14 protein-coding genes are annotated in these 13552 nt (G+C 46.7%); 11 read left to right on the top strand and 3 right to left on the bottom strand.

Translation table 11 applies throughout. The features are described 5' to 3' along the window. Positions 1–3: 3 nt before the first annotated feature. The gene (locus tag NKMY2_RS05030) at positions 4–234 is read right to left on the bottom strand and encodes a hypothetical protein (protein WP_042685447.1); all 231 of its coding nucleotides are present in this window, start codon (positions 232–234) and stop codon (positions 4–6) included. 100 nt (positions 235–334) lie between these two features. Here NKMY2_RS05030 and NKMY2_RS05025 point away from each other — a divergent pair, with 100 nt between their 5' ends. Continuing rightward, entirely contained in the window at positions 335–1777 is a 1443-nt protein-coding gene (locus NKMY2_RS05025; RefSeq protein WP_042685880.1) for a menaquinone biosynthesis decarboxylase, read from the top strand. Here the strand turns inward: NKMY2_RS05025 and mqnC are convergent. Further along, a complete protein-coding gene (gene mqnC / locus NKMY2_RS05020) occupies positions 1774–2892 on the bottom strand; it encodes a cyclic dehypoxanthinyl futalosine synthase (protein ID WP_042685877.1) in 1119 nt (372 codons plus the stop codon). The genes NKMY2_RS05025 and mqnC overlap by 4 nt on opposite strands. Before the next feature lie 125 nt (positions 2893–3017). On the opposite strand from mqnC, the gene NKMY2_RS05015 reads away from it, so the two are divergent. Genes NKMY2_RS05015 through NKMY2_RS04970 form a run of 10 tightly spaced genes read left to right on the top strand, consistent with a single transcriptional unit; the run spans position 3018 to position 12214 of the window. Then, positions 3018–3806 carry a 2-amino-3,7-dideoxy-D-threo-hept-6-ulosonate synthase gene (locus tag NKMY2_RS05015; RefSeq protein WP_042685444.1) on the top strand — a complete coding sequence of 263 codons (789 nt, stop codon included), beginning with the start codon at positions 3018–3020 and terminating at the stop codon, positions 3804–3806. Beyond that, the gene (locus NKMY2_RS05010; RefSeq protein ID WP_042685874.1) at positions 3793–4845 is read left to right on the top strand and encodes a 3-dehydroquinate synthase II domain-containing protein; all 1053 of its coding nucleotides are present in this window, start codon (positions 3793–3795) and stop codon (positions 4843–4845) included. The genes NKMY2_RS05015 and NKMY2_RS05010 overlap by 14 nt, the downstream gene beginning before the upstream one ends. A 2-nt stretch (positions 4846–4847) precedes the next feature. Beyond that, on the top strand, positions 4848–5516 hold the full coding sequence (gene aroD, locus NKMY2_RS05005; RefSeq protein WP_042685441.1) for a type I 3-dehydroquinate dehydratase: 669 nt from the start codon (positions 4848–4850) through the stop codon (positions 5514–5516). 2 nt (positions 5517–5518) lie between these two features. Next, positions 5519–6340 (top strand): shikimate dehydrogenase, encoded by an 822-nt coding sequence (aroE, locus tag NKMY2_RS05000; RefSeq protein ID WP_042685437.1) that lies wholly within the window; start codon positions 5519–5521, stop codon positions 6338–6340. Beyond that, positions 6340–7194: a shikimate kinase gene (locus NKMY2_RS04995; RefSeq protein ID WP_042685436.1), complete on the top strand. Its 855-nt coding sequence runs from the start codon at positions 6340–6342 to the stop codon at positions 7192–7194. Before aroE ends, NKMY2_RS04995 begins: the two co-directional genes overlap by 1 nt. Continuing rightward, positions 7184–8452: a 3-phosphoshikimate 1-carboxyvinyltransferase gene (aroA, locus tag NKMY2_RS04990; protein WP_042685433.1), complete on the top strand. Its 1269-nt coding sequence runs from the start codon at positions 7184–7186 to the stop codon at positions 8450–8452. The genes NKMY2_RS04995 and aroA overlap by 11 nt, the downstream gene beginning before the upstream one ends. A 33-nt stretch (positions 8453–8485) precedes the next feature. Beyond that, complete coding sequence (aroC, locus tag NKMY2_RS04985) at positions 8486–9580, top strand: chorismate synthase (protein WP_177316517.1); 1095 nt, start codon at positions 8486–8488, stop codon at positions 9578–9580. Position 9581: 1 nt separating this feature from the next. After that, on the top strand, positions 9582–10952 hold the full coding sequence (locus NKMY2_RS04980; RefSeq protein ID WP_177316516.1) for an aminotransferase class I/II-fold pyridoxal phosphate-dependent enzyme: 1371 nt from the start codon (positions 9582–9584) through the stop codon (positions 10950–10952). Next, positions 10949–11803, top strand: a complete 855-nt coding sequence (locus NKMY2_RS04975) for a prephenate dehydrogenase (protein ID WP_042685427.1) — start codon at positions 10949–10951, stop codon at positions 11801–11803. Before NKMY2_RS04980 ends, NKMY2_RS04975 begins: the two co-directional genes overlap by 4 nt. Before the next feature lie 6 nt (positions 11804–11809). Beyond that, a complete protein-coding gene (locus NKMY2_RS04970) occupies positions 11810–12214 on the top strand; it encodes an NUDIX domain-containing protein (RefSeq protein WP_042685425.1) in 405 nt (134 codons plus the stop codon). On the opposite strand, the gene thiC is transcribed toward NKMY2_RS04970, so the two are convergent. Further along, complete coding sequence (thiC, locus tag NKMY2_RS04965) at positions 12197–13525, bottom strand: phosphomethylpyrimidine synthase ThiC (RefSeq protein WP_042685867.1); 1329 nt, start codon at positions 13523–13525, stop codon at positions 12197–12199. The genes NKMY2_RS04970 and thiC overlap by 18 nt on opposite strands. Positions 13526–13552 lie beyond the last annotated feature (27 nt).

The raw sequence follows: 13552 nt of genomic DNA, 5'->3' as shown, positions 1-13552 counted from the left end.
ATTCTAGACAGGTCCAATCAGAATTTTCGGCTTGTTCGGCGTATCATGATGGCATTTTTTTCCGCAAAGAGGGCATGTTTTTCTGTCCAAAAAAATGCACTGGCAGATGTGCGACTTTAGATAGCTCTCCCCAGTCTTTGTGTACTCGCCTGTCCCATTGCAAAAAGGGCACTGCGCGCCAAGAAGTTCAATTGTCCCGCCGCCCTTGCAAACAACACACTTTTCCGTGCTCAACTATCAGGATTTAGCCCCTGCAATTAAAATGCCTTTGTCAGACATTGTGTAGGTATCTGCCTAGTCAAGCTTTATACAATATTTGGACAGACCAGCAGGTGTGACAATAGAGGACACAGCAGAGTTCATCAAAGCACTGGAGGATGCAGGGGAGCTAAAACGAATCAAGACACAGGTTGATGCAGATTTAGAAATTGCAGAAATCCTAAGGAGGACAATGTATGCAAACGGTCCTGCGATATTATTTGAGAATGTAAAAAATTACGACATGCCAGTCTTGGCAAACGCGTTTGGTTCTATGAAGAGGCTGCAGATAGGTCTGGAGATGTCAGACTTTACTGAAATAGGGCAGAGAATCGTAGACATGACAAAAATGGAAATCCCGACAGGAATACTAAACAAGCTAAAAAAACTTCCAGAGTTATCAAAGATGGGGGAAATTTTCCCAAAGCTCGAAAAAAGCGGACCCGTGACAGAGGTCGTTGACGAGTCCCCATCGTTTGGCAAAATTCCAATTCTAAAGACGTGGCACAAGGATGCCGGCCGGTTCATAACGCTGGGCCTTGTCGCAACAAAACATCCCGAGACGGGAATTAGAAACCTCGGGGTATACAGGATGCAGATAGTAGACGACAAACACGCGCTGATGCACTGGCAAAAGCACAAACGCGGAGCGCATCACCACGACATTTCAAAAGAAAAAGGAGAAAGAATCGAGGTTGCAATAATAATTGGGGCGGATCCGGCTACTGTCTTTTCCGCAATAGCGCCAGTCCCAGAGGGCCTAGACAAGTATCTCTTTGCAGGAATCACTCGCCAAAAGGGAATCAAGACAGTAAAGTGCAAGACTATTGATCTTGAGGTTCCCGCAAATGCAGAAATTATTCTGGAAGGGTATGTGGATCCAAACGACATAAGAGAGGAAGGCCCATTTGGGGATCATACGGGATACTATACCCCAAGGGAGCCATACCCGACATTTACCCTGACTGGGATGATGAGAAGGCAAAAGCCAGTCTACCTCACAACGGTTGTCGGCAAGCCCATTTTAGAGGATGCATACATCGGCAAGGTGATAGAGCAGTCGTTTCTCCCCCTGATCCGAATGTTCCAGCCAGAGGTGGTAGACTTTGCAATGCCAGCAGCAGGATGGTTCCAGGGGATGGCAATCATTTCAATCAAAAAGCGATATCCAGGACAGGCAAAAAAAGTCATGATGGGGCTTTGGGGTCTTGGGCAGCTTGCGCTGACCAAAATTTTTGTCGTAGTAGACGAGGACGTCAACGTTCACAGCATGGACGATGTGATTTGGGCAATAACGACGCGCTCAGACCCTGCACGCGACACAGTAATCATCAACAACACTCCAACAGATACGCTTGACCCAGCGTCCCCGCTTGTGAACCTTGGCTCAAAGATGGGAATCGATGCCACGCAAAAGACAAAAGAGGAAGGATTCGAGCGGGAAATCCAGGAAAAAGTCGAAGTGGACGAGACAACAAAGAAACTTGTCGATTCCAGATGGTCCAGTTACGGGCTCTAGTGCATCTGAACTGGGTTGTAGAAATTGTCGCGCTCTTCTACTTGGTACCCAATCTGATGAATCGCATCGATGATTTTCTGCCCGGTTAGCTCAGTTGAGCGCGCACCTGTACAGGACACCACTTCTTCGCCTATCAGAGTTCCTCCAAAATCATCTGCGCCGTACTGCAGTGCTATCTGTGCCATGCCAACGCCGTTTGTAAGCCAAGACGACTGGATGTGAGGAATCAGGCCGTTAAAGACAAGTCGCGATATTGCAATCATTTTCAAAAGATGCATTCCTCCAACTCCATACAGTACAAGGTTTTCTTTTTGCATCAGGGTGTTGTTTGGCTCAAAGCTCCAAGGAATGAACGCCATGAACCCTTTGGTCTTTTCCTGCAGTTTTACAATTTTCTCAAAGTGCTTTGCGATATCGCTTAGCGACTCGACGTGGCCATACATCATAGTTGCAGAGGCCGGCAGTCCGAGCGAGTGCGCCTCTTCCATTATTCTAAGCCACTCATTGCTTGTGATCTTTTTTGGGCTGATCACGTCTTTTACACTGTCAACTAGAATCTCTGCGCCGGCTCCCGGAATTGATTGCAGTCCTGCGTCCTTGAGTCTTGAGAGGACTTCTTTTGTCGATGTCTTTTCTATCCTAGATATCATGTCAATTTCGGATGCAGATAGTCCGTGCACCCCTATTTCCGGGAATTTTTTCCTAATCATTCTAAATGCGTCCTCATAGTATTCAATTCCAAGGTTCGGGTTGTGTCCTCCCTGAATCAGCACTTGCCTAATCTTGAAGAGATCCCACGATGTCTTTACACGAGCCTCAATTTGGTCAAGTGACAAAGTGTAGGACTCGGCATCCCCAGGAGAGCGGTAAAATGCGCAAAACTTGCAGTCAGTTATGCAGACGTTTGTATAATTCAAAATGATATTGTTCACAAATGATGCCTTTTTCCCAAACTTTTTTTGTGTGATGTGTCCTGCAACCATGCCCATCAAGTGCACGTCTTCTGACTTTAGCAGTCTCAGGGTGTCATCAAAGGACGGTTGGATATTGCGCAACGAATTTTCTAAAATATCGCCAACATCGCTTGAATAGATTTGCTCAGTGATTTGGCTCAAGGGATCTGATTTTATTGGCTTTTCAATATTATTTAATCCTGACGGGTTTTTTTGATGCTGGCACTCAATTCCAAGATTGATCACAGCACGTTATTTTTAATTAGGGCACATTGGGGAGATCCGATATGGTCAGCGGATTCCAGATAAGAATGGACAGGATTTTGCGCAAGGGCAAGATGCTTTGCATTCCGATGGACCACGGGATTTCAAGCGGCCCAGTAGAGGGATTAGAAAACCCATCAGATGTAATTCAAAAATGCGAGCACCACGGGTTGACTAGCATCATAATAAACAAGGGAATCATAAAGTCGCTACCAAAATCATTGCGCATTGGCATTTTAGTTCATTATTCTGCAAGCACGTCTCTTTCAATGTCTCCAAACAGAAAGATGCTGACAGGCAGCGTGGAAGAAGCGCTAAGGCTTGGGGCAGACGGAGTATCACTTCACATCAACGTAGGAGGAAAAGAAGAGCCAGAAATGCTAGAGCAGCTTGGAAAGATTTCAGAAGAATGCCACAAGTGGCAAGTCCCACTGCTTGCAATGATGTATCCAAGAGGGGAGAACGTCAAGAACCCACACGACCCGGAGATAGTAGGCCACGTTGCAAGAATTGGCGCGGAGCTTGGAGCGGACATTGTAAAGACGCTATACACTGGCGATATCGATTCATTTTCAAAAATAGTAAAGGCGATTCCAGTTCCAGTAGTAATCGCGGGTGGTCCAAAGGCAAAGACAGACTCAGACGTTTTGCAAATGACGGAGGACGCGATGAAGGCAGGAGCGAAAGGGGTGACGTACGGCCGCAACATTTTTGCTCATAATGCGCCAGAACAAATGGTCAAGGCACTGGCTGGAATCATTTTCAGAAATGAGTCGGCAAAAGAAGCAGAGAAGCAAATTGGAAAAAAGTAAGGAACTGGTAATCTTACCAAAGGTTTCCAAGTCTCACCTTGGCAAGTTTTTGGCATCACTTGAAAGCGAGGGAATCAAAACAGTGTACTTGGATCCAAAACTTCTCGGAAAATCAAAGCTTGTGTCGATATACCCATCGCAAAGCGCAAAATACGTTGTTCTTGAAAAGGACTCGCCCAAACCAAAGGGCAAAAAGGTCGGAAAAAAATTCACGGTGCTGTCAAACACAGACATAGAAAAAATTCTTGACGAGGCAAAGAAGGGACTTGACTTTGTCATAATAGAGGTAAAGGACTGGAAAATAATTCCGCTAGAAAACATTATTGCAAAACTGCATAAAATCCACACCGAGATTTACGCGACTGCCCGAAGCCCGGAGGAGGTAAGAAAGATGTTCTCCATTTTAGAAATAGGCGTAGACGGCGTGATATTTGAGGCAAGCTCAATCAACGAGGCAAGAGAGGCACTGGTGTATCTTGGGAGCAGCAGTTTTGAGCTACAAGAGGCAAAGATAATTGACATAAAAGAGGTAGGGGACGGCGAGCGGGTGTGCGTCGATACCGCATCAATGCTGCACAGAGGCGAGGGGATGCTAATTGGCAGCAGGTCAAACTTTTTGTTTTTGGTTCACAACGAATCCGTAGGATCATCGTTTACATCACCGCGACCGTTCCGAGTAAATGCGGGGGCAGTCCACTGCTACACCATCGCGCCAGACGGCACCACAAAGTACCTATCAGAACTTGAGACGGGCTCAGAGGTCCTGATTTTAGATTCCAAGGGAAAGGCAAGGCGCGCAACTGTCGGCCGCTCAAAGATCGAGAGAAGGCCGATGCTAATGATAAAGGCGCAGATTGGCGACGAGGTGGGCGGAATAATAGCTCAGGATGCAGAGACCATCAGATTTGTAAAGCCTGGAGGGCACCTAGTTTCAGTCACCCATCTAAAAAAAGGCGACATCGTCATGGTTCATGCAAAATCGGCAACTGGAAGACATTTTGGCATGGAAGTCTCCGACGAGTACATTCTTGAAAAATAGAAATGGCATACAAAACGTGCGTCAGCATAGCCGAGACAACCCCGAAAAAGATCCACTCCACCCTAAGGCGGGCACTGCAAAAATCAGATTATGCCGAAATCAGACTTGACTTTCTGAGGCCGGAGCAGGTTCCAGAGGCACTGCACCTTGTACAAAGTCACCTCAAGCGATGCGTATGCACGCTCAGGCCGAGATCGGAGGGCGGCAAGTTTGACGGAACGGAGCAAAACAGAATATCGATTCTAAAACTAATTGCAGAGTACAGACCGTACCTGCTGGACTTGGAGTTCTCAGCGATTTCAAAAAACAAATCCCTGCTAGAATATGTAAGAAAGACCGGAACCCGCGTTCTTGTGTCTTGGCACGACTTCAAAAAGACTCCAAGTTTTTCCACACTGCACGCCAGAATGCAAAAGATGAAAAAACTCTCAAAGAGCATAAAGATAGTAACCATGGCAAACTCAATTAGCGACGCAACAACCGTACTGTCACTTTACAGAAAGCAAGACGCAGAACTGATTGCGTTTTCGATGGGCGATTACGGAAGAGTGTCGCGCATTTTGTGCATGGCCCTTGGCAGCCCTTTTACGTATGTCTCACTTGGAAAGCCAGTTGCTCCAGGTCAGTTCAGTGTAGATGAAGTTAAATCAATCATACGTCTGCAAAAATAAAGATGACAAAGACTTTCGCAGTGATTGGTGATCCAATAGATCACTCACTTTCCCCAAACATCCACAATGCCGCGTTCAAGGCACTTGGCATGGACTGCACATACATCGCATACAGGGTTCCAAGGGGCGAGCTAAAAGAGGGAATAGAGTCACTCAAGCAGATCAAGATTTCAGGATTTAATGTAACCATACCGCACAAAATAGAGATGATGAAGTATCTTGACGAGTCAAGCGAGGAATGCAAGATAATTGGCGCCGCAAACACTGTCACAAACGAAAATGACAGGCTGGTCGGATACAATACGGACATGGACGGGTTCTTGGAGCCAATCAAGAAAAGAAACATTGCGATAAAAGGGGAGGATGTTTTGCTTCTCGGTGCAGGCGGGGCCGCAAGGGCAATAGCAGCAGGATTTGCAAAGGAAAAGGCCCGCAGGATAACAATTGCAAACAGAACAAAGGAGAAAGGGCAGGAACTAGCAAAATTTGCAGCCAGTTTGGGGGCAGAGTCAAACGAAATCACACTAGAGGAGGCAGGGCAAAACGCAGGAAATTACAAGTTCATAGTTAACGCAACCGCAGTTGGCCTAAAAAACGAGCCAAGCCCGATTTCAACTAATGCCATAAATTCACAGAGTGTCGTATACGATATAGTGTACATGCCAATGAATACGGATCTTATCACGCAAAGCAAGAAGAAATCGGCCACAGTCATCTACGGATACGAGATGCTGCTAGGACAGGCATGCCTTGCATTTGAGATATGGCACAAGGTAGGGGCACCATATGACGCAATGAGAAGAGTTTTGCTTGGGGGATTCTGATGGCGCAGGTAAAGGCAACAGTTCACGGCGCAGTCTCGATAGTAAACGCAATTGCCACCGGAAAGGGCGCAACGCTTGGCATTGCGGCAAAGGTGGAGGCAACAGTAGAAGCCTCTGACGGACACGGAATAGAAATCGAAGTCGACAATCACAACATGAGCTCAAGGCTCATCAGCAAGGTAGTAGAGTACACGGTTCCAAAAAAAGATCTTGAGAAAAATAAAATACAAATTTCCCTAAGATCGGAAATCCCGACAGGGTATGGGCTGAAGAGCTCAAGTGCCATTTCGTCTGTGGTGTCACTTGCATGCAACAAGATGTTCAGATCAAAGTTTAGCGACAGTCAGGTCTTGATTCCAGGGGTGGAGGCGTCAATTGCCACAAAGGTCAGCATAACTGGCGCGTACGACGATGCGTGCGCCTGTTACTTTGGAGGAACCGTAGTCACCGACAACTACAAGCGACGAATCATAAAAATGCAGAAGACACCAACCAACCTTGTGGCAGTCGTGTTTGTCCCAAAGTCGCGCAAACGGGGAAACGTCAAAAACCTAAGAAGCATCAAGGAGGTCTTTGAAAAGGCATGGAATTTTGCAAAAGACGGCGACTACTGGAACGCAATGGTGCTAAACGGGCTTGCCACGTCCACAATACTGAACTCGGATCCAAAAATAATCTCAAATTTAGTTGAAAACGGGGCACTTGGCGCATCGGTTTCCGGAAACGGGCCGGCCATTGCAGCAATAGTAAAAAAAGACAAGACGTCAAACATTAAAAAGGTCTTCTCAGAACTCGAAGGAAAGATATTCGTTTCTGAAATAAACAACAAAAAGGCAGATGCCCATGAACTGTAAGGTAGAAAAATCAAAATTAAGCGGCGTACTCGTGTGCCCCCCAAACAAAAGCTATACGCACAGGGCAATATTTTTGGCGTCGCTTGTAAACGGAAAAAGCATCATCAAAAACGTGTTACGATCAAGGGATACAAACGCCACAATTGAAATCTGCAAAAGTCTTGGCGCGGAAATTCAAGAGGCCGGAAGCAATCTCAAAGTAAAGGGAATAGACAAGTTTGATAGCGAAGACCTTACACTTGACGCGTCAAATTCTGGAACGACGATAAGAATCGCCGCCGCGATTTCTGCAGTGCGCGACGGGAAAACAATTCTAACTGGAGACGAGAGCCTTAGGAAAAGACCCATGAAGCAGCTGACAGACGCACTAGAGTCGCTCGGGGCAAAATGCGAATCAAATGACGGCAGGCCCCCACTTACAGTAATCGGAAAAATCAAGGGCGGAGAAATAACAATTCCAGGCAACATTTCAAGCCAGTTCATATCTGCCCTTTTCATCGTGGCTCCACGAACTGAAATCGGAATTACGGTAAACATCAGTTCTGATCTGGTATCAAAGCCATATCTTGATGCAACCATTTCAACTATGAAAAAATTCGGAGTAGAAGTCGAAGTAATCGAGCCGTACAAAAAATACAGGATCGAGCCTCAGGAATACAAGCATGGAACGGTGACCATTCCGTCTGACTTTTCAAGTGTCGCGTTACTGTTGTCAGCTGCGGTGCTAGTAGGGGACGGGTTCACAGTCAAGATTTCAATTGGAGATTTGGCGCAGGGGGACGAGGCGATAATTGACATGTTAGAAAAACTCGGAGTAAACATCTCAATGCACAACAACACAATCAAGGTAAAGGCCCCCGAGAGGCTGCTTGGCGGCAGATTTGACCTCTCAAACACTCCTGATCTTTTGCCACCGCTTTCAATACTTGCGCTCAAGTCAGGATTCCCAATAGAATTGTACAATGTCAAGCACGCAAGATACAAGGAAACTGACAGAATCGCCATCCTGGCGCGCGAACTGCAAAAGATTGGAATCAAGGTTACCGAAAAAGAAGACGGTTTGATCCTAGGCCCCCCAGACAAAGTAAGCGGTGCAAAGCTAAATTCAGAGGATGACCACCGGCTGTTCATGGCGTTTTGCATAGCAGGAATGTATGTTGGGGACTGCACGGTTTCCAACCCAGAGTCAGTCGACGTGTCTTATCCAAGCTTTATTTCCGACATGAATCATGTCGGGGCAAAAATCACAACTGTATAAGGGTTATATGCTTCAGATGGTGGTTTTTATTTGATGTCTGGCAGTTCCATCGGTCAGAGACTTGTTCTGACTAGTTTTGGTGAGAGTCATGGAAAATGCGTAGGCGCAGTGTTAGACGGGTGTCCGGCAGGACTTGAGATACAGGAAAAAGACATTCAAAAAATGCTCGACTACAGAAAGCCGGGGCAGTCGCTTGTATCCACACAAAGAAAGGAGGGAGACAAGGTGGAGATAATTTCTGGCGTTTTTAGAGGGTACACCACTGGCGCGCCAATCACAATGATAATTTGGAACCAGGATCAGAATTCAAGGGCGTATGATGAGCTAACGACAAAGCTCAGGCCGGGACATTCTGATTATCCTGCTTTTGTAAAATACAACAAATTCAATGATCACAGGGGCGGCGGCAGATTTTCAGGAAGGCTTACTGCGACCCACGTCATGGGCGGAGCAATTGCAAGAAAGCTGCTCAAAGTCACGCTTGGAGTCGAGACCAATTCCTACACGGTAAAGATAGGCAAAATATCAATGACTGAAAAATTTGAGGCAAAAATGAAAAGCCAGATTTATGACAACGAGGTCAGGTGCCCCAATAAAAAAACTGCAGAAAAAATGAAAAAGGCAATCCTAGATGCGAGAAAAAACAGCGACTCGCTAGGCGGAGTGATAGAATCAACGACAGTCAACATACCAGTTGGCCTAGGCGAGCCAATCTTTGGCTCTTTAGAGTCAGACATCAGCAAGGCAATCTTTTCCATCCCGTCCGTAAAAGGAGTCGAGTTTGGCTCAGGCTTTGCAGGCTCCGAGCTGTTTGGCTCAGAAAACAACGATCCCTACATCGTCAGGGGCGGCAAGATAGTCACAAAGACAAACAACGCAGGCGGAATACTAGGAGGGCTGTCAAACGGGATGCCGATTGTCATGAGAGTCGCGTTCAAGCCGGCATCGTCGATTGCAAAAAAACAAACCACTATTGACATCAAGACAAAAAGGCCAGTCACGCTACAGGTACACGGGAGGCACGATCCATGCGTGGTCCCGCGAGCGCCGCCGGTAGTAGATTCACTTGTTTCACTAGTACTTGCAGATCATGCACTCTTGGGCGGTTTCATAAAACCAACACTGTAAAATGTCAAACATAGATCAGTTACGAAACAAAATAGACAGCATCACACTGGAGATGCTCACGCTTCTAAAAGAAAGAACCGACATCGCAAAGCAGATTGGCGAACTAAAAAAGAGCAGCGGGCTTAACGTAACTGACGAAGCCAGAGAGGAGCAGCTCAGAAAGGAGGTAAGCGAGTTTTGCAAGCGCACGGGGCTTGACGAATCGCTTGGGAAAAAACTCCTAAACTTTCTCTTAAACGAGTCCATAAAAGTCCAGTCAGACGGGAAGCAGACACACCTCACGGTGTTTTTGAAAGCAAAAAGCCTCGAGCAGCAGGGGAAAAAAATAATTCACATGGAGGTAGGCGAGCCAGACTTTGCTCCGCCAAAAACAGTCAGGGACGCCCTAGGCGAGGCATTTGACAAGGGGTTTGTAAGGTACGGGCCGGCAGCTGGCATACCGCAGTTCAGATCAGCGCTTGCAAAGTACGCGACAGAAAAATTCGGAGCGGCGATAACGCCTGAAAACATACTGGTGTCACCTGGCGCTCGATTTTCAATTTATCTTGCAATCAACACACTCCTCAACCCGGGTGATGAGATGATCGTAATAGAGCCGGCATGGCCAGCATACAGGGACTGCGCAATAAATGCAGGAGTCAAGGTCAGAACCATTCCGACAACGCTAGAGTCCAGGTGGGAGCCGACCGTCTCACAGATTGAAAAGACAATAAACGAAAACACAAAGATGATCATCCTAAACTACCCAAACAATCCTACGGGAAAAATTCTCCCCCCAAAACTCCAGGAGGAAATAATCAGAATTGCAGAAAAAAATGATCTCTACGTGCTAAGCGATGAAATTTACTCATCGTATTCATTTTCAGACTGGAAGAGCGTTCTGTCATACAGATACAAGAAAAGCATCGTAACGCAGTCGTTTTCAAAGTCCCACGCAATGACAGGGTTTAGAATCGGGTACGCCGTAGCTGACCCAAAGATAATTGAAAAAATGGCAAAGCTTCAGGCCCTTTGTTTGACAAACGTGGCAGAGCCGATCCAGTATGCGGCATTAAAGGCACTTGATGCAGACGTCACACCAAATGCAAAAAACGTTAGATCAAAAATCGACACCGTGGTCAACGAGGCAAGGAAGATGGGTTTGGAGTTTGCCGTCCCGGACGGCGCGATGTATCTATTTGCAAGGGTAAACAAGCAGGGGTTTGACGGGGTAGAGTTCTCCAACCTGTTACTTGATCACGGGGTTGCAGTCGCCCCAGGCGACGGATTTGGCAATTATAAGGGATTTATCCGCATTTCTGCCTGCCAGGACGAAAAGAAACTAATGGACGGAATGAAGATATTAGATGAGGTTCTGAACAAGTCAAAATGAAAGAAAGTATCACAATAATCGGAGCTGGAGGCAAGATGGGGCAGTGGTTTGCCAAGTATTTTACCTCAAATGGCCATCAGGTGATGGGCTATGATTCCGAGGTGCCGATAACTGACAAGACGGTGAAAAAGTCAGAATCCCTCGTTGGCGCAGTTTTGAGTGCAGACATCGTTTTGTTGTGCACGCCAACTAGACGCACTCCAGAAATAATCAGACTAATTGCAAAGGAGATGAAGCGCGGATCATATCTAATCGAGATCTCTTCACAAAAGGCAAAGACGGCCGCAGCCCTGCTCAAAATTCCGGCAAAGATAAACCCGGTTTGCATCCATCCGATGTTCGGCCCAGGAGCAAAGAAGATCAAGGGTCAGAACATAATTTCAATTCCAATCAAGGATGCAAAAAAAGAGCTTAATTTGGTAAAAACGCTTTTCGAAGGAGCTAACTTTGTCACAATTGATGCAATCGAGCACGACAAAAAGATTGCAATCATTTTGGGATTAACGCATCTTGTCAACTTGGCATTTGCAAACATACTTGCAAAGGACGACAAGATTTCACTGACAGAGCGAATGTCCGGCACTACTTTTAAGATCCAAAAAATACTGGCAGAAAGCATAATGACAGAGTCTACTGAGCTAATTGAAACAATAATCGCAAATCCAGAAATCAGAAGGGCCGCAGAGGAGCTATGGAAGGACATAGGAAGACTGCTAACAGACATACAGGAGAACAAGTCAGAAGACATTACAAACTACATCAGAACGGTCCAACAAGGACTGGCAAAGAACGTAAACTTGGAAGACTCTTACAAAAAGCTCAACGTGATGATAAACGCAATTGAAAAATAACCAGTCATGCGTTCCACAAAAATTGTAACATCGTTTGTAACAAGCAGCGATAAACTTCTTCTCCTAAAGAGAAGCGAGCGCGTAAAGAGCATGAGGGGCCTCTGGGGGGCAGTAAGCGGAATTATCGAGAAGGGAGAAGAGCCACTCAGGCGGGCAGAAATCGAAATTTTTGAGGAGATAGGCATAGAAAGCAGCCAGATCCAGCTGTTAAAGGCAGGCCGGGAAATGACAATCTCTTCGCCGCAGTACCCGGATCACCAGTGGACGGTGTTTCCGTTTCTGTTTTCGACAAGGGAGCAAAAAATTTCGCTAAACTGGGAGAACTCGTCATACGTGTGGATAGAGCCTCAGGAAATTCACAGGTACGAGACAGTCCCTAGATTGTCTGACGTGTTATTCAACCTGCTGTAGGTTCTCGTTTTCTTTTACATACTTTCTTTGCTGAGGCAGCATCACATAGACGCATGCGCCTCCGCACATCGTACACGGGACGTTGTTTCCGTCCCGCTGTCCGGTTCGGTTGTGGATCCTAGCTGCTTCTTCTGGATCTATTGACAGCGCTATCTGTCTTTCCCAGTCAAGTGTGCGCCTGGCCTCTGTCATTTTCATGTCCCAGACTATGGCCTTTTCCCTTAGTTTCACCAGGTCGCCAGCATGCGCTGCAATCCTATACGCAACAAGTCCTGCCCGCACCTCTGCCGCGTTTGGAAGGGCCAGGTGTTCGGCAGGTGTAAGATAGCACAGTAGGTCAACCCCCTCGCTTGCCGCAATCGCAGCTCCTATAGCGCTTGAAATGTGATCATAGCCTGACGCAATATCGGTGACAAGCGGTCCTAGTACATAGTACGGAACATCGCCAATCAGAGACTTGGCAAGCCTTACATTTGCGGCTACCTCGTTTAGCGGCACGTGCCCAGGTCCTTCAACCATCACTTGGATGTCTTTTTCATGCGCCTGCTTTGTCAGCCTCGATATGTTTATCATTTCTTGGACTTGGAGTTCGTCGTGAGAGTCAAGAATTGAGCCAGGCCTTAGCGCGTCGCCAAGACTAAACGTAACGTCGTATTTTTTTGCAATTTCCATCAGATAATCATAATGAGTAATGTAGGGGTTTTCCTTGTCGTATTTTAGCATCCATGCGGCAGTGATTGTCCCGCCCTTGCTTACCACTCCCCCGTATCGCTGCACCTTGAGAATTCTTTTTGCTATTTCCTTTGATATGCCAGAGTGAATCGTGGTGTAATCGACGCCGTCCTTTGCATTGTTTTCAAACGCGTTTAGAAAGTCGTCCTCCGTTATGTCCAGCGGGTTTTTGTGCTTTTCAACTCCGTGGTTGTATGCCTCGTAAATCGGGACCGTGCCAAACGTTATCGGCGCCGCCTCAAGCAATGCCCTCCTTATTGCGCCAACGTCACCGCCATCACTTAGGTCCATTATGGTATCAGCATGATGCTTTACTGCAACTTGGGCCTTTTCGATTTCCTCGTTCAGGTCCACCTTGAGTGTAGACGTGCCAATGTTCACGTTTACCTTTGTTTTCAGCCCCTTTCCTATTCCGACGCGGTGTACCTTTTGCGGCCGGACATTATTGCTTGGGATTATGATAGAGCCGCTTGCAATTTTTGATCGTAGCCAGTCAAGTGAGACATCCTCATCGCGAGCAACTTGTTTCATCTCGTCAGTTATCATGCCACGTCTTGCAGCACTCATTTGCGTTCCCATGCGTTCTAGTACGCCGTATCCAGATTT

Origin of the sequence: Candidatus Nitrosotenuis chungbukensis (assembly GCF_000685395.1) — an archaeon.
Classification (GTDB): Archaea; Thermoproteota; Nitrososphaeria; order Nitrososphaerales; family Nitrosopumilaceae; genus Nitrosotenuis; species Nitrosotenuis chungbukensis.
Note: the sequence above shows the minus strand (reverse complement) of the source record. Positions and strands in the feature narration are given on the sequence as shown.

Excerpts from the sequence above, each read along its gene's own strand:
- aroA (WP_042685433.1), top strand. The coding sequence starts at position 7,184 with ATGAACTGTAAGGTAGAAAAATCAAAATTAAGCGGCGTACTCGTGTGC.
- NKMY2_RS04980 (WP_177316516.1), top strand. The coding sequence starts at position 9,582 with ATGTCAAACATAGATCAGTTACGAAACAAAATAGACAGCATCACACTG.
- aroE (WP_042685437.1), top strand. The coding sequence starts at position 5,519 with ATGACAAAGACTTTCGCAGTGATTGGTGATCCAATAGATCACTCACTT.
- aroC (WP_177316517.1), top strand. The coding sequence starts at position 8,486 with ATGTCTGGCAGTTCCATCGGTCAGAGACTTGTTCTGACTAGTTTTGGT.
- NKMY2_RS05015 (WP_042685444.1), top strand. The coding sequence starts at position 3,018 with ATGGTCAGCGGATTCCAGATAAGAATGGACAGGATTTTGCGCAAGGGC.
- aroD (WP_042685441.1), top strand. The coding sequence starts at position 4,848 with ATGGCATACAAAACGTGCGTCAGCATAGCCGAGACAACCCCGAAAAAG.
- thiC (WP_042685867.1), bottom strand. The coding sequence starts at position 13,525 with ATGGGAACGCAAATGAGTGCTGCAAGACGTGGCATGATAACTGACGAG.
- NKMY2_RS04995 (WP_042685436.1), top strand. The coding sequence starts at position 6,340 with ATGGCGCAGGTAAAGGCAACAGTTCACGGCGCAGTCTCGATAGTAAAC.
- NKMY2_RS04975 (WP_042685427.1), top strand. The coding sequence starts at position 10,949 with ATGAAAGAAAGTATCACAATAATCGGAGCTGGAGGCAAGATGGGGCAG.
- NKMY2_RS04970 (WP_042685425.1), top strand. The coding sequence starts at position 11,810 with ATGCGTTCCACAAAAATTGTAACATCGTTTGTAACAAGCAGCGATAAA.